The 20,657-nt window shown below is 54.0% G+C and carries 27 protein-coding genes and 1 pseudogene; 24 read left to right on the forward strand and 4 right to left on the reverse strand.

The features are described 5' to 3' along the window. Positions 1-17: 17 nt before the first annotated feature. Positions 18-221 (reverse strand): antitoxin, encoded by a 204-nt coding sequence (locus GH975_RS08420; protein WP_211365793.1) that lies wholly within the window; start codon positions 219-221, stop codon positions 18-20. A 311-nt stretch (positions 222-532) separates the two neighbouring features. Here GH975_RS08420 and GH975_RS08425 point away from each other — a divergent pair, with 311 nt between their 5' ends. The 13 genes from GH975_RS08425 (at position 533) to GH975_RS08480 (ending at position 11,103) form a co-directional block, all read left to right on the forward strand. After that, positions 533-745, forward strand: a complete 213-nt coding sequence (locus tag GH975_RS08425) for a helix-turn-helix transcriptional regulator (RefSeq protein ID WP_153714097.1) — start codon at positions 533-535, stop codon at positions 743-745. After that, positions 742-1,221, forward strand: coding sequence for a hypothetical protein (locus GH975_RS08430; RefSeq protein ID WP_153714098.1), 480 nt, complete (start codon positions 742-744; stop codon positions 1,219-1,221). Before GH975_RS08425 ends, GH975_RS08430 begins: the two co-directional genes overlap by 4 nt. Next, positions 1,218-2,096 (forward strand): ATP-binding protein, encoded by an 879-nt coding sequence (locus tag GH975_RS08435; RefSeq protein WP_153714099.1) that lies wholly within the window; start codon positions 1,218-1,220, stop codon positions 2,094-2,096. Before GH975_RS08430 ends, GH975_RS08435 begins: the two co-directional genes overlap by 4 nt. After that, complete coding sequence (locus tag GH975_RS08440; protein WP_153714100.1) at positions 2,093-2,704, forward strand: hypothetical protein; 612 nt, start codon at positions 2,093-2,095, stop codon at positions 2,702-2,704. The genes GH975_RS08435 and GH975_RS08440 overlap by 4 nt, the downstream gene beginning before the upstream one ends. Positions 2,705-2,716: 12 nt before the next feature. Next, positions 2,717-4,390: a DEAD/DEAH box helicase gene (locus GH975_RS08445; RefSeq protein WP_153714101.1), complete on the forward strand. Its 1,674-nt coding sequence runs from the start codon at positions 2,717-2,719 to the stop codon at positions 4,388-4,390. 140 nt (positions 4,391-4,530) lie between these two features. After that, positions 4,531-4,728: a DUF6511 domain-containing protein gene (locus tag GH975_RS08450; protein ID WP_153714102.1), complete on the forward strand. Its 198-nt coding sequence runs from the start codon at positions 4,531-4,533 to the stop codon at positions 4,726-4,728. 9 nt (positions 4,729-4,737) lie between these two features. Next, a complete protein-coding gene (locus tag GH975_RS08455; protein WP_153714103.1) occupies positions 4,738-5,496 on the forward strand; it encodes a hypothetical protein in 759 nt (252 codons plus the stop codon). Then, on the forward strand, positions 5,493-7,664 hold the full coding sequence (locus tag GH975_RS08460) for an AAA family ATPase (protein ID WP_153714104.1): 2,172 nt from the start codon (positions 5,493-5,495) through the stop codon (positions 7,662-7,664). The genes GH975_RS08455 and GH975_RS08460 overlap by 4 nt, the downstream gene beginning before the upstream one ends. Beyond that, positions 7,661-8,431 carry a crossover junction endodeoxyribonuclease RuvC gene (locus GH975_RS12160; protein WP_246164706.1) on the forward strand — a complete coding sequence of 257 codons (771 nt, stop codon included), beginning with the start codon at positions 7,661-7,663 and terminating at the stop codon, positions 8,429-8,431. Before GH975_RS08460 ends, GH975_RS12160 begins: the two co-directional genes overlap by 4 nt. Beyond that, positions 8,428-8,640, forward strand: coding sequence for a hypothetical protein (locus GH975_RS08470; protein WP_153714105.1), 213 nt, complete (start codon positions 8,428-8,430; stop codon positions 8,638-8,640). Before GH975_RS12160 ends, GH975_RS08470 begins: the two co-directional genes overlap by 4 nt. Beyond that, positions 8,573-9,034: a DUF6362 family protein gene (locus GH975_RS12245; RefSeq protein ID WP_272482780.1), complete on the forward strand. Its 462-nt coding sequence runs from the start codon at positions 8,573-8,575 to the stop codon at positions 9,032-9,034. Before GH975_RS08470 ends, GH975_RS12245 begins: the two co-directional genes overlap by 68 nt. A gap of 337 nt (positions 9,035-9,371) precedes the next feature. Further along, positions 9,372-9,821, forward strand: coding sequence for a D-Ala-D-Ala carboxypeptidase family metallohydrolase (locus tag GH975_RS08475; RefSeq protein WP_153714106.1), 450 nt, complete (start codon positions 9,372-9,374; stop codon positions 9,819-9,821). Continuing rightward, complete coding sequence (locus GH975_RS08480; RefSeq protein ID WP_153714107.1) at positions 9,814-11,103, forward strand: site-specific DNA-methyltransferase; 1,290 nt, start codon at positions 9,814-9,816, stop codon at positions 11,101-11,103. The genes GH975_RS08475 and GH975_RS08480 overlap by 8 nt, the downstream gene beginning before the upstream one ends. Here the strand turns inward: GH975_RS08480 and GH975_RS08485 are convergent. Genes GH975_RS08485 through GH975_RS12170 form a run of 3 tightly spaced genes read right to left on the reverse strand, consistent with a single transcriptional unit; the run spans position 11,100 to position 12,153 of the window. Then, entirely contained in the window at positions 11,100-11,360 is a 261-nt protein-coding gene (locus GH975_RS08485; RefSeq protein WP_153714108.1) for a hypothetical protein, read from the reverse strand. The two genes, GH975_RS08480 and GH975_RS08485, sit on opposite strands and share 4 nt — an antisense overlap. Continuing rightward, positions 11,357-11,866, reverse strand: coding sequence for a DUF3489 domain-containing protein (locus GH975_RS08490; RefSeq protein ID WP_153714109.1), 510 nt, complete (start codon positions 11,864-11,866; stop codon positions 11,357-11,359). Before GH975_RS08490 ends, GH975_RS08485 begins: the two co-directional genes overlap by 4 nt. 8 nt (positions 11,867-11,874) lie before the next feature. Continuing rightward, entirely contained in the window at positions 11,875-12,153 is a 279-nt protein-coding gene (locus GH975_RS12170) for a DUF6900 domain-containing protein (RefSeq protein ID WP_153714110.1), read from the reverse strand. Between the two features lie 139 nt (positions 12,154-12,292). Between GH975_RS12170 and GH975_RS08500 the strand changes: the two genes are divergently transcribed. From GH975_RS08500 to GH975_RS08545, 11 genes and pseudogenes are all read left to right on the forward strand, one after another. Then, the gene (locus GH975_RS08500) at positions 12,293-12,829 is read left to right on the forward strand and encodes an elements of external origin (protein ID WP_153714111.1); all 537 of its coding nucleotides are present in this window, start codon (positions 12,293-12,295) and stop codon (positions 12,827-12,829) included. Positions 12,830-12,998: 169 nt separating this feature from the next. Next, positions 12,999-13,619, forward strand: a pseudogene (locus GH975_RS12295) (phage terminase large subunit family protein); the annotation flags it as partial. Between the two features lie 65 nt (positions 13,620-13,684). Further along, the gene (locus GH975_RS12300; protein ID WP_322788877.1) at positions 13,685-14,806 is read left to right on the forward strand and encodes a terminase gpA endonuclease subunit; all 1,122 of its coding nucleotides are present in this window, start codon (positions 13,685-13,687) and stop codon (positions 14,804-14,806) included. Positions 14,807-14,820: 14 nt separating this feature from the next. Beyond that, positions 14,821-15,048, forward strand: a complete 228-nt coding sequence (gpW, locus tag GH975_RS08510) for a gpW family head-tail joining protein (RefSeq protein ID WP_153714112.1) — start codon at positions 14,821-14,823, stop codon at positions 15,046-15,048. A gap of 2 nt (positions 15,049-15,050) precedes the next feature. Next, positions 15,051-16,598, forward strand: a complete 1,548-nt coding sequence (locus GH975_RS08515) for a phage portal protein (protein ID WP_153714113.1) — start codon at positions 15,051-15,053, stop codon at positions 16,596-16,598. A gap of 18 nt (positions 16,599-16,616) precedes the next feature. Further along, entirely contained in the window at positions 16,617-17,957 is a 1,341-nt protein-coding gene (locus GH975_RS08520; RefSeq protein ID WP_153714114.1) for a S49 family peptidase, read from the forward strand. Continuing rightward, a complete protein-coding gene (locus GH975_RS08525; protein WP_153714115.1) occupies positions 17,954-18,334 on the forward strand; it encodes a head decoration protein in 381 nt (126 codons plus the stop codon). Before GH975_RS08520 ends, GH975_RS08525 begins: the two co-directional genes overlap by 4 nt. Positions 18,335-18,349: 15 nt before the next feature. Further along, positions 18,350-19,381: a major capsid protein gene (locus tag GH975_RS08530; RefSeq protein ID WP_153714116.1), complete on the forward strand. Its 1,032-nt coding sequence runs from the start codon at positions 18,350-18,352 to the stop codon at positions 19,379-19,381. Positions 19,382-19,392: 11 nt separating this feature from the next. Beyond that, the gene (locus tag GH975_RS08535) at positions 19,393-19,704 is read left to right on the forward strand and encodes a hypothetical protein (RefSeq protein ID WP_153714117.1); all 312 of its coding nucleotides are present in this window, start codon (positions 19,393-19,395) and stop codon (positions 19,702-19,704) included. Then, positions 19,677-20,012, forward strand: a complete 336-nt coding sequence (locus tag GH975_RS08540) for a head-tail joining protein (protein WP_153714118.1) — start codon at positions 19,677-19,679, stop codon at positions 20,010-20,012. The genes GH975_RS08535 and GH975_RS08540 overlap by 28 nt, the downstream gene beginning before the upstream one ends. Beyond that, positions 20,003-20,656 (forward strand): DUF6441 family protein, encoded by a 654-nt coding sequence (locus GH975_RS08545; RefSeq protein ID WP_153714119.1) that lies wholly within the window; start codon positions 20,003-20,005, stop codon positions 20,654-20,656. The genes GH975_RS08540 and GH975_RS08545 overlap by 10 nt, the downstream gene beginning before the upstream one ends. Position 20,657: the final 1 nt, after the last annotated feature.

A 20,657-nucleotide genomic window follows, 5' to 3' on the forward strand; every position in this document is an offset into this window, starting at 1 on the left:
CCGCGTCCGGAGAAGAATTATTCCGGCTCTCGAGAGTCAGGAAAGTCATCAGGCATCTCTGCGAGTAACTCGAACGCGTCTGATAGATTTTCTGGCTTAGGCCTCAAAATAACTTCATTCATCCGTTTCAAGATAATCAGCTCATCAACTTGAAACCGGAAGTCATTGGGAAATACAACAATCTGACCCTCGTCAGTATCAACTACTTTTGCCTTCATCATGGCGCTTCAATCATCCTCCAAAAATAACAAAGGCCCCAACTAGGGAGCCTCCGCCAAGATAAAATCTTGGATTCAGAACATCATCACCGGACGCAGCCTCGACCTCATAGGGTTATGTGGTGTCATGCTTTGATCAGCATGTCTGGTGCACCAATAACAACTATAAACGACTTCAATACCAAAGCAACGCTTCGACTGCTCGCTAAATCCGCTTGCCCGTACATCAGCCCGTACATGACGTCGGGTGACCCCCGTACATCCTCCCCACCAAACTGACCTCACGTTTTCGCAATAACCAACAGGAGTGCAACGTGAGTATCAAACACATCAACCAGACACTACTAGCCGAGCGCTGGTGTGTCAGCGAGACCACCCTCGAACGGTGGCGTTCGCAGGGCATTGGCCCGGTCTTTCTCAAACTACATGGCCGCATCGTTTATCGCGAAGAGGATATCCAGGCTTATGAGGAGGAGTGTCTTCGCAAAAGCACCTCGCAAAGCGTACATGCAGGAGGTGTGGCATGAACCTTCAACAGATCAACGAGATTATCTGCACGCCAGTCAGTACCCTCGCTGAGCTCTCCAGCGACTCGCTGTTTCGTCTGAAAAATGATGCAGCCGATCAACTCGCTATGGCTAAAGCGCTGTGCGAGCAAGTGGATCGTGTGCTTGAGCAGCGTTACAACACCCAGGCTCAACAGCAGCGTCTTTCTGCCGGCAAAGACACGGGCGTCGTGCATTTCGACGATGGCGAAGTGCATATCTCGGCTGACCTACCCAAGCGTGTCACTTGGGATCAGAAGAAGCTTGATGAGATCGCAAAGCGTATCGCTGCCAGCGGTGAAGATCCGGGTCAGTACATCGACATCAGCTACAAAGTATCCGAACGCAAATACGAAGCTTGGCCAGACAATCTAAAGTCTTCTTTTTCTGGCGCTCGCACCCTTAAGACCGGTAAGCCAAGCTTCCGCCTGTCTCTACTCGAGGAGACACAGTCATGAGCCTTCCAATCATTTCGGCGGATCAACGCCTTGCTGAAAAGCGTGGCATCAAAGGCTGCATCTTCGGCAAAAGCGGTATCGGTAAAACCTCACTGCTCTGGACGCTGGATGCACCCAGCACTCTCTTCTTTGATCTCGAGGCCGGTGATCTGGCTATAGAAGGCTGGAGTGGTGACAGCATTCGCCCGAAGACCTGGCCAGAGTGTCGCGACTTTGCCGTTTTTATTGGCGGTCCTAACCCTGCTCTGCGTGATGATCAGGTCTACAGCCAGAGTCACTATGACGCAGTCTGTGAACGCTTCGGTGATCCCGCAGAGCTAGAGCGCTACGAGACCATATTCATCGACTCAATCACCGTTGCAGGTCGTCTCTGTTTTCAGTGGTGTAAAGGACAGCCTCAGGCTTTCAGCGAGCGCAGCGGTAAGCCCGATATGCGCGGTGCCTATGGTCTGCACGGCCAGGAGATGATTGCCTGGCTCACGCACCTTCAACACACTCGAAATAAAAACATTTGGTTCGTTGGCATCCTCGATGAGCGCATCGACGACTACAACCGCAAGCTGTTCACCCCACAGATCGACGGCTCCAAAACAGGTCTAGAGCTCCCCGGCATAGTCGATCAAGTCATCGCTATGGCTGAACTCAAAGACGAAGACGGCAACCCATTCCGTGCCTTCATCAATCACACGCTGAACCAGTGGGGCTACCCCGCCAAAGATCGCAGCGGCCGCCTGGATACCATCGAGGAGCCACACCTAGGCCGACTGATGGACAAGATCAAAAGCCCCGCTGCGCCAGCGCCGGAGCGACTTCGCTTCGAAAGCCCGAAACCACTTCAAGAGCCGATCAACCCAGAAACAGGAGATGCCTTATGAGCCTCTGGAACGACTTTAACAACGCTGATGATCAGCAATCCTACGACGTCATCCCCAAAGGAACGGTCGCACGTGTTCGCATGACGATTAAACCCGGCGGGCTTGATGACCCAAGCCAAGGCTGGACAGGAGGCTTTGCCACGCAAAGCACGATGACCGGGTCGGTCTATCTCAACTGTGAGTTTGTGGTCACAGAAGGTCCTTTTGCTAAGCGCAAAATCTGGAGTCTTATCGGACTGGAAAGTCCTAAAGGGCCTGAGTGGGCCAACATGGGTCGCAGCTTTATCAAAGGGATCCTGAATTCATCGCGTGGTCTGCACCCTGGCGATCAATCCCCCAAGGCTCAGCAAATGCGTCGCATCTCTGGCTTTGCCGATCTTGAAGGCGTCGAGTTTGTTGCAAAGATCGATGTCGACAAAGACCAGAACGGTGAGCTGAAAAACATCATCAAATCAGCTGTCACGCCCGATCAGAAGGGATATGCCGAAGCGATGAGCGCTGCTCCTGTCGCCCCTGTACCTGCTTCATACACAGCGCCAGCAACGCAAGCCACTCCAACTCAAGAGCAACCGGCTGTACCCAGCGCTCGTCCGGCCTGGGCTCAGTAAGGGGGTGCTCTGATGATTCTTCGTCCCCGTCAAAAAATGTTTGTTAAGCGCTGTCTCTCGGCGCTCGAGAAACATGACAACACTCTGGGAGTGGCACCAACCGGTGCTGGCAAAACCATCATGCTCTCGGGTGTTGCGGGACGATGGATCCAGGGTACTCAGGCCAAAGTGTGTGTCCTAGCTCACCGTGACGAACTCACCGAGCAGAATGCCTCCAAGTTCAAGCGAGTAAACCCGAATATCGAGACATCTGTCTTTGATGCGAAAGGGAAGTCCTGGAAGGGGCAAACCACCTTTGCAATGGTGCAAACACTCTCTCGCGAGTCCAATCTGGCGCAGATGCCAACCTTGGATCTGCTCGTCATCGATGAAGCTCACCACGTGGCAGCACCCAGTTACCGCGCCATCATTGAACAGGCCCAAAAACTCAATCCAAGCCTGAAGCTCTTCGGGGTAACCGCAACACCCAATCGAGGAGACGGCAAAGGACTACGTCCTGTATTCAGCAACGTTGCTGATCAAATTAGTCTTGCTGAGCTTATTCAATCCGGTCACTTGGTACCTCCTCGTACCTTTGTGGTGGATGTTGGCACTCAACTCGCACTCTCAGAGGTGAAGTGCTCAGCTGACGATTTCGACATGCATGAGGTCGACGCCATTATGAATCGCAAGGTCATTACCGAAGCGGTCGTAAAGCATTGGCAGACACATGCTGGCAAACGCAAAACGGTGGTGTTCTGCTCTACGGTTGATCACGCCAATAACGTTGCGAACGCCTTTCGACAAGTCGATGTAAACAGCGTGGTTGTTCACGGCGCCCTGACCAAGGCTGAGCGAGAGTCTGCGCTTGCGCAGTTTGCCACGGGCCAAGCACAGGTCATTGTTAACGTCGCAGTACTCACCGAGGGCTGGGATCACCCACCGGTAGATTGCGTGGTATTGCTACGCCCGAGTTCATACAAGTCGACTCTGATTCAGATGATTGGCCGAGGGCTTCGCACTATCGATCCTGAAGAGTATCCCGGAGTCAGTAAGACCGACTGCATTGTGTTGGACTTCGGCACCAGCACCCTCATGCACGGATCGCTAGAACAAGAGGCCCTGCTCGACGGTCATCAGGGCTCTGGCAAAGCTCCAACCAAAACCTGTCCAGACTGCGATGCTGAGGTGCCGCTCTCTTCTATGGAGTGCGCACTGTGCGGCCATGTTTGGGAGCGCACAACCGATAGTGAGAAAACCGAACTCACCGAGTTTGTCATGTCTGAAGTCGATCTACTCAAGCGTTCCTCATTCCGCTGGAGTGATCTCTTTGGCGATGACACAGCCCTTATGGCGACAGGCTTTTCGGCATGGGCAGGTGTGTTTTATCTAAACGGTCAATGGTTCGCTGTCGGTGGCGGAAAAGGGCTGGGAACGCACTTGCTCTCGATCGGCGAACGCTCACTTGGCATCGCTGCAGCCGACGATTGGCTCAACGAGCATGAAAACGAGGCGGCGGCTCGCAAGTCCCGCACCTGGCTGAGCCAAAGTGTCACTCAACAACAACTCAAATACCTGCCTGCAGGATACCAACAGGACTTCGGACTGACACGGTATCAGGCATCGTGCCTGATCACTTTCCGCTTTAACAAACGAGCCATTCAAACACGCATTTTCGCGGCAGTCAAAACACAGGAGGCTGCCTGATGTTGTGCGCAGTTTGCGGGCGTGAAGGACGCGGGTTCTGTTGGGTTTCACCCAGACGCTCTGACATACAAAGGACATTCAAACGCTTCTGCTCAATGGCCTGCCAAGAGATTCATCAACAACGATTTAAAGGAGGTCATGTGATTGACCCTACTCATAACGAAAACGCGGCCGTGGTCGCTGTTCTGCAGGTGCTAGGTGACTACGTCGCCAAGATTGGTATGGACAAACCTCTCACTGACTACAGTCGCGAACAGATACTGCAACTGATTGAAACCGTCCTCGATGGTTACTTTGCGCATCTGCGTGCCACTACACCTGACGATGTGCCGTTTTAGGAGGTTGCGATGTTGGACTTTAATTCATCTAACAACCTGAGCGAGCGCATCACCGCCTTCATCGATGAGGGGTTGGCGAAGGATCGCAATGCTCAAACCCCGCGAGACTACCTTGGTGCTTCGCGCTTGGGCGTCGCGTGCGATCGAGCGCTGCAGTACGAATACCTAAATGCACCCGTCGATACCGGACGTGAGTTCTCAGGTAAAACCCTGCGCATCTTCGAGGCCGGTCACGTCTTTGAGGAACTGGCGATTAAATGGCTGCGTGATGCGGGCTTTACGCTTCTCACAGAGACTGCGACGAGAGGCCAATTCGGATTCACAGCAGCCGGCGGTCAGCTGAAAGGCCATATCGACGGCGTAATTACAGCCGCGCCAGCAGAGCTGAGTCTGACTTTTCCGATGCTATGGGAGTGCAAAAGCCTCAACAACAAATCCTGGAACGATACCGTCAAGAAAGGAGTCACGATTTCCAAGCCTGTCTACGCCACCCAAATGGCGATCTATCAGGCATACATGGAGACCGATATCCCGGGCATCTCAGAACACCCTGCACTCTTCACAGCCATCAACAAAGACACCGCCGAACTCTACTTTGAGTTGGTGCCGTTCAACGCGGAGCTGGCCCAGAAAGCATCAGATCGCGCAGTGCGCATCTTGAATGCCTGCGGGGCTCATGAGCTGTTGCCCAGAGCCGCCGCCGATCCCTGTCACTTCACCTGCAAATTCTGCGCATGGCAGGAGCGTTGCTGGGGAGGCCGGGCATGAGCAATATCGTTTGGCTCGATTTCAACGATGCGGCCGATCAGCCATCTGAGCACCAGCCAGCCAAGCCAACCACACAGGAGATCAAACAGCGTCTGCTTGAACGACTACCTGATGTGCTCGGCTCTCTGCTCCCGCGAGGCGTGACGCGCGGCAGCCAGTTCCTCGTGGGCGATTTGGACGGCAACAGAGGCAAGAGTCTTGTAGTCGAATTAACCGGCACAAAGGCCGGCATGTGGATCGACTTTGCGACAAACGATCACGGTGATGTTCTGGATCTATGGGGACAGGTGCGCGGTTTCAATCGCCACTCCCAATTTCCAGAGTTGATCGCTGATATCACTCAGTGGTTAGGAGACCCTGCGATTGCTTCTTATACAGCACCCACACAGCCCACGGTGCCAACCGACGAGTTGGGTCAGTACAGCCATAAGTGGGACTACACAGATGCCAACGGCAAACTGATCGCCTGCGTCTACCGCTATGACACACCTGAGGGTAAGGAGTTTCGGCCCTGGGATGTCCAGGCTCGGAAGATGGCAGCGCCCAATCCTCGTCCGCTCTACAACCAGCTAGGTCTGAAAACCTCGCACTCGGTTGTATTAGTGGAAGGCGAGAAAGCGGCCGATGCTCTGAACTCAGCCGGAATTACCGCCACCACTGCGATGAATGGCGCCAGCGCTCCGACCGACAAAACCGACTGGTCCCCACTCACAGGAAAAGATGTGCTGATTTGGCCGGACAATGATCCTTCGGGAATTGAGTATGCGAATGCCGCAGCTCAAGCCTGTGTCGCAGCTAAAGCCAGCAGTGTGGCCATTCTTCAAATTCCAGCGGGACACCCTGCGAAGTGGGATGCAGCTGATGCTGTGGCGCTAGGCCTGGACTGCGGTGAGTTTATTGCTCAAGCCGATAAACAGATCATTAAGGCCGAAGCGGGAACCATCCCAACCTTTAAGTTGGGCGAGCTTCTGGATGATGACTCACCCATCCCTGCAGATTTAATCGCACCGCGCGTCCTGACGCCCTCTGGCATGTTGGTATTTGGTGGAGCGCCAAAGGTAGGAAAAAGTGATTTTCTGCTCTCGTGGCTAACCCACATGGCCGCTGGCGCTGAGTTTTTGGGCATGGCACCGCCACGCCCTTTGCGAGTCTTCTATCTTCAGGCCGAGGTGCAGTACCACTACCTGCGAGAACGTGTGAAGGAGATCCAGCTCCCCGCCTCCCGACTTTTGCTTGCCCGTGAGAACTTTGTCGCAACGCCACAGCTTCGTCTGATCCTGGATGAGGACGGCATCAACCAAGTCATTCCAGCAATTAACCAAGCGTTTAGTGATGGTCTACCCGACATCATTGCGATCGATCCGATTCGCAACGTCTTTGATGGCGGAGACGGTGGCGGTGAGAACGATAACGGTGCCATGCTGTTCTTCTTGTCCCAGCGGGTCGAACGGTTGCGTCATGCGATCAACCCAGAGGCCGGCATCATTCTCGCCCACCACACTCGCAAGCTGGGCAAGAAACAGTTTGAGGAGGACCCGTTTCAAGCGCTCGCCGGTGCGGGTAGTCTGCGAGGTTACTACACCACTGGCATGTTGCTGTTTCGTCCCGACGAGACACGCAGCACGCGCCAGCTCATCTTTGAACTACGTAACGGTCCTGGCCTGCCTCAGTTCAATCTGGATAAAGTCGATGGCGAGTGGCGCCCGGTCGAAACCAGCGATCGGCTAGTAAACCAGAGCCATGGTGAAAAGCTCGATGCCGAACGTCGTCGTAAGCAAGACATCATCCTGCAACTGATCTTTGAAGAGGCGGCCCAAGGTCGTGTCTACACCGCGAACCAGTTCGCAGAAGCGTTCGAGGGTAAAGCCGGTCTTGGTGCGAACCGCACCATCAATGAACGTCTCGCTGTCTTGGCAACCAAGGGCTATCTCAAATTCTTTCGCGATACCGACCACTACAACCTGCCACCACTGGTGCGCAGCAAGTACGGCTATCTATGTGTGGAACAGATGACCATTCCTGGTAGTAACGCGCTCAATCACGAAACCGGTGAGTTTATCCCATCTCAAATTCCCGTGCTTCCCACTCACTACAAATGCCCCCAAACCGGCGCGGCCCTGCCCGTCGAAAACCCGAACATATGGATCTATCAAGAGGATAATATATGATGAATTGCCTACCAATTTACCCCGAAAAACCTATCGCTGGAGTTCTGCAATCTGGAGCAGTTTGCTGCAATCTGCAATCTGCCTGCAAACTTAACCTCAATAAAATCAGCAACTTATTCCAGTTTGCAGATTGCAGAGACCAGATTGCGGAGAGCGTCTGCAATCTGCTTAATATTCCATATAAATCAATAGGTTACGGACCAATTCCAGATTGCACGCAGACCCCCTCTCCCTACGGGAGAGGAGAGCCCCAGAGGGGAGCTCTCCATCCCAACGGTAGGGATCTGCACTCGGTCAAGCGGTTCACACTTCTGGCACTCGACCTTGGCACTCAAACCGGTTGGGCGCTTTCATCTGGCGATAGAGACATCATCAGCGGCAGTGAATCGTTCAAGCCCTCACGCTTTGAGGGCGGTGGTATGCGTTACCTAAGATTCAAACGCTGGCTCACTGAACTGAAGAGCCATACCGACGGAATTGATGCCGTCTATTTCGAAGAGGTTCGCCGTCACGCCGGTGTGGATGCAGCACATGCCTACGGTGGCTTCATGGCCCACCTCACCGCTTGGTGTGAGCACCACAGTATTCCGTATCAAGGAGTCCCCGTCGGTACCATCAAGAAACACGCCACGGGCAAAGGCAACGCTAGCAAGGAACTCATGATCCAAGCAGTTCAACAGCGAGGCCATCAGCCTGTCGACGACAACGAAGCGGATGCAATCGCCCTGCTCTACTGGGCGCTGGATACACAGGAGGTATCAGCATGAAAACACCACAACCTCGCTACCGCTGCCCACTGGGACGGTTACAAGCCAACCAGAAACCTGATCCTGAGGCCGTCAAAAAACAGGGCTGGAAAGAACAACACATCTTGGTGATATCACCCGAGGATGAGCGGCTCGATTGGTATGAGCAGCAACTGCTTCGCAATATCGGTGATCGCCTCTACGGCGAGGAAGGAGGTCAACGTGGCTAGGCTGACTGAAGAGCAAATTGCAGAGCGACTGCATGAGGCAGCACGTACCGCACACCGGCTTCCACCGGTGAAAGTACAGGGATACTTCAACGCCTGGCCTGCCATCAAACGCATGCCCTGGGAGAACCTTGGCGCGGAGCCTGAGCCCATTCGTATCCCACCCTCACCAGAAGCGGTTGAACGTATGCTAGAGGTGATGTCCTGGATGGTGTGGCTGGAAGAAGAGCAACGTCATCTCCTCTGGATGCGAGCCGAGCGCTATCCGTGGCGGGAGATATGCGCGCGAATGGGGTGCGACCGAACAACGGCTTGGCGTCGATGGAAGATGGCAATCGCCTCATTGGCAGAGACAATCTCATCAAATCAAAAAGAATGTAGGGGTATTTGCAAGTAAGTGGTTTGGGTTGCAGATTACTGCGGGTTAATTCCAAAACCACCACCCCTCTGACCCTGCAACACTTTCGCCAATCTGGTGTATGATTTGCTCTAACCTCGAGAAAAATCTATTTGAAGGCTGCGCTAACACCGCGGCCTTTGTTGTTTTGGGCTCCTGCGGGTTCGCGCCAAAAGCGCCTGCGGGCTAATGCGAAAACTTAATGGGTCCTTCCTGGGCCTGTGTGCTATGCGGGGGGCAAGACCCCGGCATTTCGCTAGCGACAGCCTAAAAAATTAGGTTACCACCCCAGCAAGTTACCAGCGGTGGTTACCACTTCAACCCACTGAGATTATTCATGCTGCTTTCCAAACATTTTGAGCTGGCAGAGTTTGTCGTGTCTGAAACGGCGGCTCGTCAGGGAATTGATAACCAACCGAGCGATCAGGTTATTGCGAACCTCAGTGGTCTTTGCGAAAAGATCCTTGAACCGCTGCGTGTTCATCTGGCTCGCCCTGTGATTATCACCTCTGGCTATCGCTCTGTTGAACTTAACCAAGCAATCGGCGGTAGTAACACCAGTCAGCATATGACTGGCAAGGCAGCAGACATCATCGTGCCGGGGATCACTCCCTTTGATCTTTGCACACTCATCGAATCGATGAATTTGCCCTACGGCCAGTTGATCAATGAGTTTGGTCGCTGGACACACATCAGCCTTAAAACAAGCGGCAAGCCACAGCAAACCCTCACGGCCTACCGTGACAACAACCAAACGATTTACGAAGCGGGATTGATCAATGTCTGAACCTTGGATCTCCACACAAATCGAGTCCTGGTCGACAGAAACATTACTGCCCTACGTGCGTAACGCTCGCACCCATTCACCTGAGCAGATCAGTCAAATTGCCGCTTCGATTGTTGAGTTTGGCTTTACCAATCCGATCCTAGCAGGCTCTGACAAGATCATCGTTGCTGGCCATGGTCGGTTGCTCGCCGCACAGAAACTCGGGCTCACTGAAGTACCCGTGGTTGTGCTTGATCATCTCACAGCCGCTCAGCGCAAAGCGCTCATCATCGCTGACAACAAAATCGCTGAGAATGCAGGATGGGATGAGGAGCTACTGCGCACCGAACTTCAGGCACTGATCGATGAAGGCTTTAACCTAGATCTGACCGGTTTTGATCCGGATGAACTGGATGAAATCTTTGTGGCTGAAGAGTCCACCGTTGAGGGAATCACCGATGAAGATGAAACACCGGACCTGGGTGATGAGCTTATCTCTCGCTCTGGCGATTTGTGGATTATGGGTAATCACCGACTGCTCTGTGGTGACTCAACCGAGGCTGACAGTTTTGCGACCGTCATGGCTGGCGACACCGCAGATATGGTCTTCACCGATCCGCCCTACAACGTCGACTACGCCAACACCGCCAAAGATAAACAGCGCGGTACGCACCGTCCAATTCTGAACGACAATCTTGGCGAAGGTTTCTATGCCTTCTTGCTAGCCGCCTTTCAGCCGATGCTTCACCACTGCAAAGGCGCTGTATACATCGCTATGTCATCAAGCGAGTTGGATACCCTCCAAGGCGCATTCAGAGAAGCCGGTGGCAAGTGGTCAACATTCATCATCTGGGCGAAGAATACCTTTACCCTGGGCCGAGCAGATTACCAGCGCCAGTACGAGCCGATCTTGTATGGCTGGCCAGAAGGCCAGAATCGCCATTGGTGTGGCGCACGAGATCAAGGCGATGTTTGGAACATCAAAAAGCCTGCGAAGAACGACCTCCATCCCACCATGAAACCGGTGGAGTTGGTTGAGCGAGCACTGCGCAATTCAAGCCGCCCAGGCGATATCGTTCTAGACCCATTCGGTGGTTCAGGAACAACGCTGATCGCAGCCGAGAAAACAGGCCGCAGAGCGCGACTGATCGAGCTCGATCCCAAATATGTCGATGTCATCGTTCGTCGCTGGCAGAGCTACACAGGGGATCAGGCAATTCGCGAAGGCGATGGGTTACGGTTCAATGATCTCGAACCCGCTTCAGTAGACGCTGAGACTGAAATAAACGAGACAGTGGATTAATTCAACAACTCTCGCATCCCGGCCAATGCCAACCTAAGAACCGCATTGTGCCAACCGGCCAGATAGACACATTCACCTATCCGGCGATCTTGATCCAACGAACATTGAACAGAATCCAACTCGGCTTGCATCGCATTGCAGACTCGCTGTTTTAACTTGAGATCTGCACGAGCATAGCTGGGGACGAGATCAGTCAACGCAGCGAGTGCTGCGCATAACAATGGATCTGCAACGACAGGCTTGCTTAACGCATTCATGAAGATTCATCCGAGGTTTTAAGTATCCGATAGGTACGGTCAGATCCAGACGTCTTAATCGACTCGATCTCAAGTCCCAATCGCTTTTTCAGAGTACCCGACAAGGCGCCACGAACCGTATGTTGCTGCCAACCGGTGGCGTCCATCAGTTCAGGGATGCTTGCACCTTCGTCTCGCGAGAGAAGATCGATCATGATTTGCTGTTTAGTTTGTCGTGCAGGCTTGTTACCAGACTCTGACTTAGTGGGTTTCACAAAAACGGGAATATCCGCAATCTCGGCATCGAATAAAGTCGGAGCAGGTAGTCTTAGCACTTGGTAACAGAGATCAGTTAAGCGCCAATTATCACCCATCTGAGCAATCAACTTCCTTGACGCGAGGCTTTGCAAAATCTTCTGCTGCGCCCCGCCGTGGATATGCTCTGGAAACCAACGGATCTCACCGTTGGTTTCATTAACCGCGTGCAGAACGATTCGTTTTTGGTTATCGGTAAGAAGATCAGACATCTAACACCTCACATCATGACCGAAGGCACAAACACCGCTCGCGCTGCTGGCGTTACAGGACCAAAGTTGGTTCGGCGTCGGGTTACTTGACGGCGGTCGGCGCGGCGGCCCGCATCAAACGCGGCTAGCAATGCAGATTTGAGACTGGCGACACCGACTTCATGAAAGTCGAGTCCATCACGATGACGTACTTCAAGCGTATCAATCATCAAGTGGTCGCGAGCGATAAATTCCAGTAGCAGGTCGATTTCATCAGGTGACAGGGTAGGTACTTTTTGGATTGGCATGGCTCATTCTCCTTAGGTTTCGAGCATTTATATTGTCTTGGCGACGGTGTCATTCATTGCTCTGTTCCAACGAGAAGCCAAGTCAATTCTGCTCTCAATTGATCTCGGGGAGGTCAACCAACGCACGAGTTAAACATCCATGGGGCTATCTATTCGCGCGTATGCGCGCCACCGAGGCGTATCCCACGTCGCCGTTAAAAAAGCGATTGATACAGGGCGCATCACACCCTTGGCCGATGGCACTTTGGATCCGGAGAAAGCCGACCTTGAGTGGGCCCAAAACACCCTGATCAGTCGCAAGAAAACACCCGAATCACCGAAAGCGAATACCCCTAAACCTTCGCAGGAACCCGCAGAGACCTTCAGTGCCCCGCCTCCGAGCAGCAATACATCGCTGCTACAGGCTAGAACCGCCAACGAAGTGGTCAAAGCGCAAACCAATAAAGTACGCCTCGCCCAACTCAAGGGGGAGTTGGTCGATCGCTCACAGGCGATCGCTCATGTGTTCAAACTAGCGCGCGCTGAACGCGATGCCTGGATGAGCTGGCCATCACGCATATCGAGTCAGATGGCCGCCGATCTAGACATCGATGCGCATGCGCTTCACGTGGCGCTTGAGGAACAAGTGCGCCAACACCTTAAAGAACTTGCCGAGATCCAACCCCGTGTCGACTGAATACTACGAAGGTGCGTTGGATATCGAGAAAGCTTGGCGCGATGGGCTAATGCCGGACCCGTTTCTAGGTGTCGCCGAGTGGTCTGATCGTTATCGTGTGCTTTCTGCCAAATCTGCAGCCGAACCCGGTCGTTGGCGTACCGAGCGCACACCCTATTTGCGCGAGATTATGGATTGCTTATCCGTCGCCTCGCCGGTGCAGCGTGTGGTCTTTATGAAGGGCGCACAGGTTGGCGGCACAGAGGCCGGCAATAACTTCATTGGTTATGTGATTCATGTGGCACCTGGCCCCATGATGGCGGTTTCACCCACGGTTGAGATGGCCAAACGTAACTCACGACAGCGTATCGATCCACAGATACAGGAAGTCGCAGAGCTGCGCGAACGAGTGGCTCCAGCGCGCAGTCGTGATTCAGGTAACACAGTTCTTTCTAAAGAGTTTCCCGGAGGGGTGTTGGTCATGACCGGTGCGAACAGCGCCGTTGGTCTTCGCTCCATGCCTGCACGTTACCTCTTTATGGATGAAATTGATGGCTATCCCGGTGATGTTGAGGGTGAAGGCGATCCTATCCTGTTGGCTGAACGACGCAGCGCCACCTTTCAGCGCCGTCGCAAGATACTGCTCGTGAGCACACCCACAATTAAAGGACTCTCACGTATTCAACGCGAGTTTGATGCCTCTGACAGGCGCTACTATCAAGTGCCCTGCCCAGAATGCGGCCATAAACAGGCACTCAAATTCACCCAATTGCGCTGGCCCGAAGGCCAACCACGTGCCGCCAAATACTGCTGTGAATATTGTGAGCACCTCATAGAGGAGCACCATAAAACCCAGATGCTGGCGCAGGGGAATGGATCGCCACCAATGAGGGAGATGGCCGAACTCAAGGCTATCACCTCTCATCACTTTACAGCCCAGTCGGCTGGTTTGCTTGGGCAGACGCCGCTGAAATGTTTGAAGCAGCTCAGAATAGTCCTGACTTGATGAAGGGCTTTGTGAATACCGTACTGGGCGAGCCCTTTGAAGAGGAGTTCGAAGCACCCGAGTGGGAACGCCTATACGAACGGCGCGAATCCTATCCGATTGGACGAGTACCCGCCGAAGGTCTGTTCCTTACGGCCGGTGCCGATGTGCAGCGCGATCGTATTGAAATTGAGATTGTCGCCTGGGGTGAGGATAAACGCTCTTGGTCAGTGGATTACCGCGTATTGGATGGCGATACCGCTCAACCGGAGGTGTGGCTAAAGCTCGACCGACTTTTAGCCGAGGATTGGCCACATCAACGGGGAGGCTCTCTTCCCATTAGAGTGCTCTGTATCGACTCAGGCTACGCCACCCAAGAGGTGTACAGCTGGGTCAGGAATCATCCACAAGCGGTATGGGGTGGAGCCGGAGCGCGTGCATCGCAACCGTGCACTGTGGTGGCCATTAAAGGCCGTGATACCGACACATCCCTGATTTTGAGCGTTTCAAAAGCCGATACCGGTGGCAAACGCCGCGGATTGCGGGTGTGGAATGTCAGTGGCCCTGTCGCTAAAACCGAACTCTATCGCTGGCTAAAATTACCCAGACTGACCGATGAAGAGCGCGAACGAGGCGAGACAGAAGCGCCGGGCAGTTGCCACTTCCCCGAGTATGGCGAGCAGTATTTTAAACAGCTAACTGCCGAGCGACGCGTTATTCGCATCCACAAGGGTTTTCCGCGCGCAACCTGGGAAAAGGACCCAACACGAAACAACGAAGCGTTGGACTGCCGAGTTTATGCCCGTGCTGCAGCCAGCATTTATGGCCTCGATCGTTTTACCGATCGCCAGTGGCAAAAGATGCGAGAAACAATTGAGTCTCTCCCTGTCGAACAGCATGAGCAGATTGCAGTGACTACCACGCACCCAGCCGTTGAAGCGCCGCAACCCAGCAAAACAAAACCAATTTTTAAACAACGCGCTACCGCGGTGGCCGATGATCCTTATCTATAAACCCCGAGGAGCGCATGACCGACCTGACTGTTTTAAAACAACGCCTGAGCGAAGCCGAAGAGGCTCTACATCAGTTGCTGACAGGCCAGAAAGAGGCCAGCGTTAACGTCGGTGGATTTGGCAGTATTACCTACTCAGCAGCCAATCAGTCTGAGTTAGTGCGCTATATCGCGCAGTTAAAACTCGATATTCGTCGCCAAGAGCGAGGCATTGGCCGACGTGCACTGTTTGTGGAGTTTTAACCGTGGCACATCGTGATACAAGAGACACGGCCCACAGAGCCGCCTCATTAACGGCCCGCGAATTAGCCAGTTGGCAGCCTCAAACGGGCTCCGCTGATAGTGATCTGGTCGACGAACTTGGAACACTCGTTTCACGATCAAGGGATCTGGCGCGTAACCATGGCGTGGCCTCCGGTGCTATTCAAACCATCACCGATAACGTTGTCGGTACCGGTCTTCGATTAGCCGCTACGCCCGATTATCGAGCACTTGGCTTTGATAAAAGCTGGGCCGACGAGTGGACCCGAAAAACAGAAGCCTTATGGCGCAGTTGGGCGGAAACAACGGACTGCGACGCAACCAAAAGTCTCAACTTTCATGGGCTCACCACACAGGTATTTCGGGCAGGCCTATTAAATGGTGAAGCCCTGGCATTGCCACTTTGGCTGCCTGATCGCGGTGGCGTATTTGCAACCACCTTGCAGTTGATTGAGAGCGACAGGCTGGATACCCCGCCCGGAAAGCTCAACGATAAGCGGCTGCGCGGCGGTGTAGAAGTCGACCTTTACGGCGCTCCGCTCGCCTACTGGATCTCGAAACAGCATCCGGGTGATATGCGTTGGGGTGTTGATCGACTCAATCTAACCTACGAGCGCATTCCTGCACAGACTCGCTTTGGCCGGCGCCGTGTAATTCATGTCCACGATAAAGAGCGCACCGGACAAAGTCGCGGTAAGCCATTGCTGGCCAGTGTCATGCCTCTGTTCAAGATGCTCGATCACTACGAACACAGTGAGCTTCAGGCCGCTGTTGTGAACGCCATGATCGCCGCCTTCGTTGAAACGCCACTCGACAGCGAGTCCATCAGTGAGATGTTTGGTGGTAGCATCGAGGATTACATTGCCGCTCGTAGCGACTGGAAAGTTCGCCTGCAAGGCGGTGCGATCATTCCGGTATTCCCAGGAGATAAGGTCTCAGCCTTTACACCAAGCCGCCCCAACAGCGGCTACGGGCAGTTTGTTGAGAACGTACTTCGGCATATCGGCACCGGTTTAAACATTCCGTTTGAGCTGTTGATGAAAGACTTCTCCAAAACCAACTACTCCTCAGCCCGCGCGGCACTGATGGAAGCTTGGCGCTACTTCATGGGCCGCCGTCAGTGGTTATCCACCTATTGGGCGCGCCCCGTGTATGAGCTCTGGTTAGAGGAAGCGATCAATAAAGGGCTGATTGAAGCACCCAATTTCTACGAAAACAGAGCGCTCTGGACCCGTTGTAAATGGATCGGACCAGGACGTGGTTGGATCGACCCAGTCAAAGAGGCCAAAGCCTCGCAGCTTCGGCTGGAGACGGGGCTCTCCACGCTGGAAGATGAGTGTGCAACTCAGGGATTGGACTGGGAAGAGGTGCTTGAGCAGCGCGCTCGCGAACAAACCAAGATGCGTGAGTTAGGGCTCGCTATCCAACCGATCATGCCTGAGCAAGTAGCTGACCCTAGCAATAGCCAGCCAGATACCGAACCAGATCACTCACCCGATGAAGCCAATACACAAACCAACACCCCTGTTTAACTTAAACGAGATTCACTGATGCGATTTTGGAACTACGCCACCGGCACACCCTGGGCGATGACAGAGCCCTCACTCGATACGGTGCTCACCATTGCCAAGCGCGAGCAGGACTCGATCGAAGCCATCACCGAGCGACTGGGCCGCCCCTTAGAGCACAGTCATCAAATCACGATGTATGGACAAACGGCTGTCCTACCGGTTACCGGTCCGTTGTTTCGTTACGCCAATCTTTTCACCGCCATCAGTGGTGCCACAAGCTATGAAGTGCTTGCCCGCGAACTGGGCCAAGCGCTGGATAACCCAGCGGTTCAATCAATCATATTAGACATCGACTCACCCGGCGGTGAAGTCAATGGCTGCGCCGAACTGGCGAACCTGATTTACCAGGCCCGTGAGCGTAAACCGATCATTGCCTACTGCTCAGGCGATGCCGCTTCCGGTGCCTACTGGATCGCCTCAAGTTGCGAACGGATCGTGATTTCCGAGACCGCTTCCCTTGGCTCTATCGGAGTGGTTGGGATTTATAAACGTTCAAACGATGCCGAGCAGTTCGAGATCGTTTCATCGCAAAGCCCTTTTAAACGACTCGATCCTCAAGACGAAGGAGACCGCGCTCGACTGCAATCTCGCATCGATGCGCTGGCAGAGATCTTTATCGGCGCGGTTGCCAAACACCGGGGACTGGATCCTCCAATCGTCAAAGCACAATTCGGGCAGGGTGACCTGCTGATCGGGGCACAAGCCGTTGCACAGGGCTTAGCCGACAGCATCAGTACGCTCGATCAAACCCTTCAAGAACTCAACAACCAGCAAACTTATGAATCCAGCCCTGCCACTGCGCAGGGCTTTTTGTCATCAAACAAGGAGGCCGACATGCCTGACCAACACAACCGACAGCCCCAATCGGGCACAACCCCGGAGGCGAGCGGTTCAGTCGATCCGAAGGCCTCGCTTTCACTGAGCACATTAAAAGCCGATCACCCACAACTAATTCAGGCGCTTCACGAGGAGTGGACACAGGCCAATGCAGGTGCCGTCCATACCCAATCAATTGAAGCGGGTCGTCAGCAAGAGCGTGAGCGCATTGCGGCCATTCTGGACTCTGACACGGCCGAGGGTCGTGAATCTCTAGCCCGCCATCTAGCCTTTGCTACCGATATGAGCGTCGATATGGCAACCGCTGCAATGTCAGCGGCTCCCAAACAATCAACCTCACCTGTAAGCCATACCAGCGGGTTTGAATCTGCCATGGCGCAGATGAACAATCCAGCGATAGAACCGGCAGATGAGAGTGCATCGGATGATGCGGACAACATCGCTCAGCGCATCGCGCGTTACTCTCGCGGAGGTACACTATGAGTTTGCAAGGCATTGCCAGTGGCGTAACCACTCAAGGGGTATTAACACCCGAAAATCTAATTACCGGTGAGTTTCCGCGCATCATGCGTATTGCGACCATCACCGGTGGGCAGGCGCTCCCTCAGGGGGCCGTGCTGGGTCAAATCACAGCGACCGGAGCCTATGTGCTCAGCACCACCACCGCAACTGATGGCTCGGAAATACCGGTCGCGATTCTTGCGCAGCCGATCGATGCCACATTGGATGTTGAAGGGCACCTGTTTCTGACCGGTGAATTCAACGCTCATGCTTTAACGCTTGGCAGCGGCCATACCCTCGCGAGCGTGACTGAAAGCTTCCGCACTCGCTCCCTTTTCATTCGAACCAACCAACCTTAATCCGGAGTCCCCACCATGGATATTTTTTCAACGCACGTGCTCAACCGGGTGGTGGAGCATCTGGAGCGTCCAGCCTCGTTTTTGCTGGACACCTTCTTCCCCTCGATCCAAACCGAGGAGAGTGAAGAGATTCACTTTGATATCGATAAATCAAAACCGCGCTTGGTGCCGTTTGTCTCGCCACTGGTAGAAGGCAAAGTGGTATCAGCAGAAGGGTTTGAGACTCGTAGCTTCAAACCGGCTTACGTCAAAGATAAACGCCGCTTCGACCCCAACGCACCACTGAAGCGCCTAATCGGTGAGACCATTGGTGGTTCACTCGCACCGATGAACCGTCGTGAGGCCGCGCTCAATCGCGCGCTGACCAATCAGGTCGAGAACCTCACTCGTCGTGAAGAGGTTATGGCAGCCGAGGCATTGCGCACCGGTAAGATCACTGTCGCAGGTGAAGACTACCCGACACAAGTGATCGACTTTCAGCGCGATACTGAACTGACCGTTGCACTGACCGGTGGCCAACGCTGGGGCGAAACAGGCGTCAACGTTCTGGATGATATCGAGGACTGGGCGGGTCTGGTGCAGATCAAATCAGGTGCAGCAGCGCGCACGGTGGTGATGGATCCACTCGCTTGGCGTGTCTTTAAGAATGACGCCAAGGTTGAGCGCTTGTTGGAACTGCGTCGCGGCACTGGCAACACGCTGAACATCGATCCGATGATTCGTGGTCAGGGCAACGATAAAGCGCGTTATGTCGGCTCCGTCGGTGACTTCGACTTCTGGGTCTATAACGATGCCTATGTGGATGATGCCGGAGTCTCGCGCAATATGCTGCCGGACTATACGGTCATTCTCTCAAGCCAAGGCCTGCTTGAAGGCACCCGCTGTTACGGCGTGATTCAGGACGAGAAAGCCGGCTACCGAGCGAGCCGATACTTTACCAAATCTTGGTTGGAGGAAGATCCAGCGCTACGTTGGTTGCTGATGCAGTCCGCACCGCTGCTGGTGCCTTACCGTCCGAACGCGTCGTTCTGTGCAACCGTTGCCTGAGGGGTGAAATAATGCAGATACGCACACTCATCACCTTGCATACCGACAAAGGGAAGGTGCCACCGCAATCGGTGGTGGCCTTGCCGGATACCGAGGCAAAAGCACTGATTGCGAAAGGCTTTGCACTGGCGACAGACGCTTCAAGTAATGAAGATGCGCCTATAACCGAATCTGAACTGCACGATGCCATCGCGGTATTGAGCGAGGAAGGTTTTGGTAAAGACGGTAAGCCCCTGATTAAAGCGCTGGAAGAGGTGCTTGATCGGGATATCACTCAAGCCGAGCGTGATATCGCTTGGAAAAGCTATCAGGCACTGCAGTGATAAAGGCGTTTGAAAAGGCGATCGGGCAGATGTTCCAGGGATTGGGACAATCTGCCCTCTTTCGGCCGTTGGGTTCTGAAGAACAAGAGATCCTGGTCATCCCCAAAGCACCGGATGTAATCCTCGATTACCGAGACACCCGCATCCACAGCGAAACACTCGAGCTTCAAATCCAAAAATCTCAGGTACCCAGCCCCAAATCTGGAGATGAAATTCTTTTGGACGATCGGTGTTACCGCTTACAGGGGGAACCTTCACTGGATCTGCACCGCATGGTCTTTACTGTGGAGGCGGTCCCTTGCGACTAACCGCCGCGTTTGAAGGCAACCTAAAAAAGTTTCTGGAAGCTGAGATTGATCAAGCCGAAATAGCCGTTACCGCGGCAGTGAAAGAGGCAACTACGGGGCTTAAAAACCGGATGCGCGCACAAGTCACAGCGGCAGGTTTAGGGACACGTCTCGCCAGAACCTGGCGCGGTGATGTCTATCCACAACGCGGCCGAAGTCTTCATGCGGCCGGCGAGGTCTACACCAAAGCGGAAAAGATCCTGTCCGGCTTTGAAGAGGGCACGGTGATTCGCTCGAAAGACGGATTCTGGCTCGCCATACCAACGCCCAATGCCCCCAAGCGGGTCATGGGCCAGAAAGCAACGCCCGGGAATCTCGAGCGTGCTCGAGGAATACGGTTGCAGTTTGTCTACCGAAAGCATGGACCATCCCTGATGGTAGCCAACCAAATGCGCGCCTCTTACTCACGTAAAACGGGAGAACTACGCGGCTTTCGAAAAGCCAGCCAACGTGCCCGTGATACCGGCCGTGGTCTCACCTCCGTAGTGATGTTCTGGCTGGTACCCCAAGTCAAAATGCCAAAACGCATCCGCTTTGATGCGGAAGCAGAGAATTGGCACAGACGCTTACCAAGGCTGATTTTGAATCACTGGCGGGAGGCTTAAT

The sequence above is a fragment of the Litorivicinus lipolyticus genome, from assembly GCF_009650135.1.
GTDB classification, from domain to species: domain Bacteria; phylum Pseudomonadota; class Gammaproteobacteria; order Pseudomonadales; family Litorivicinaceae; genus Litorivicinus; species Litorivicinus lipolyticus.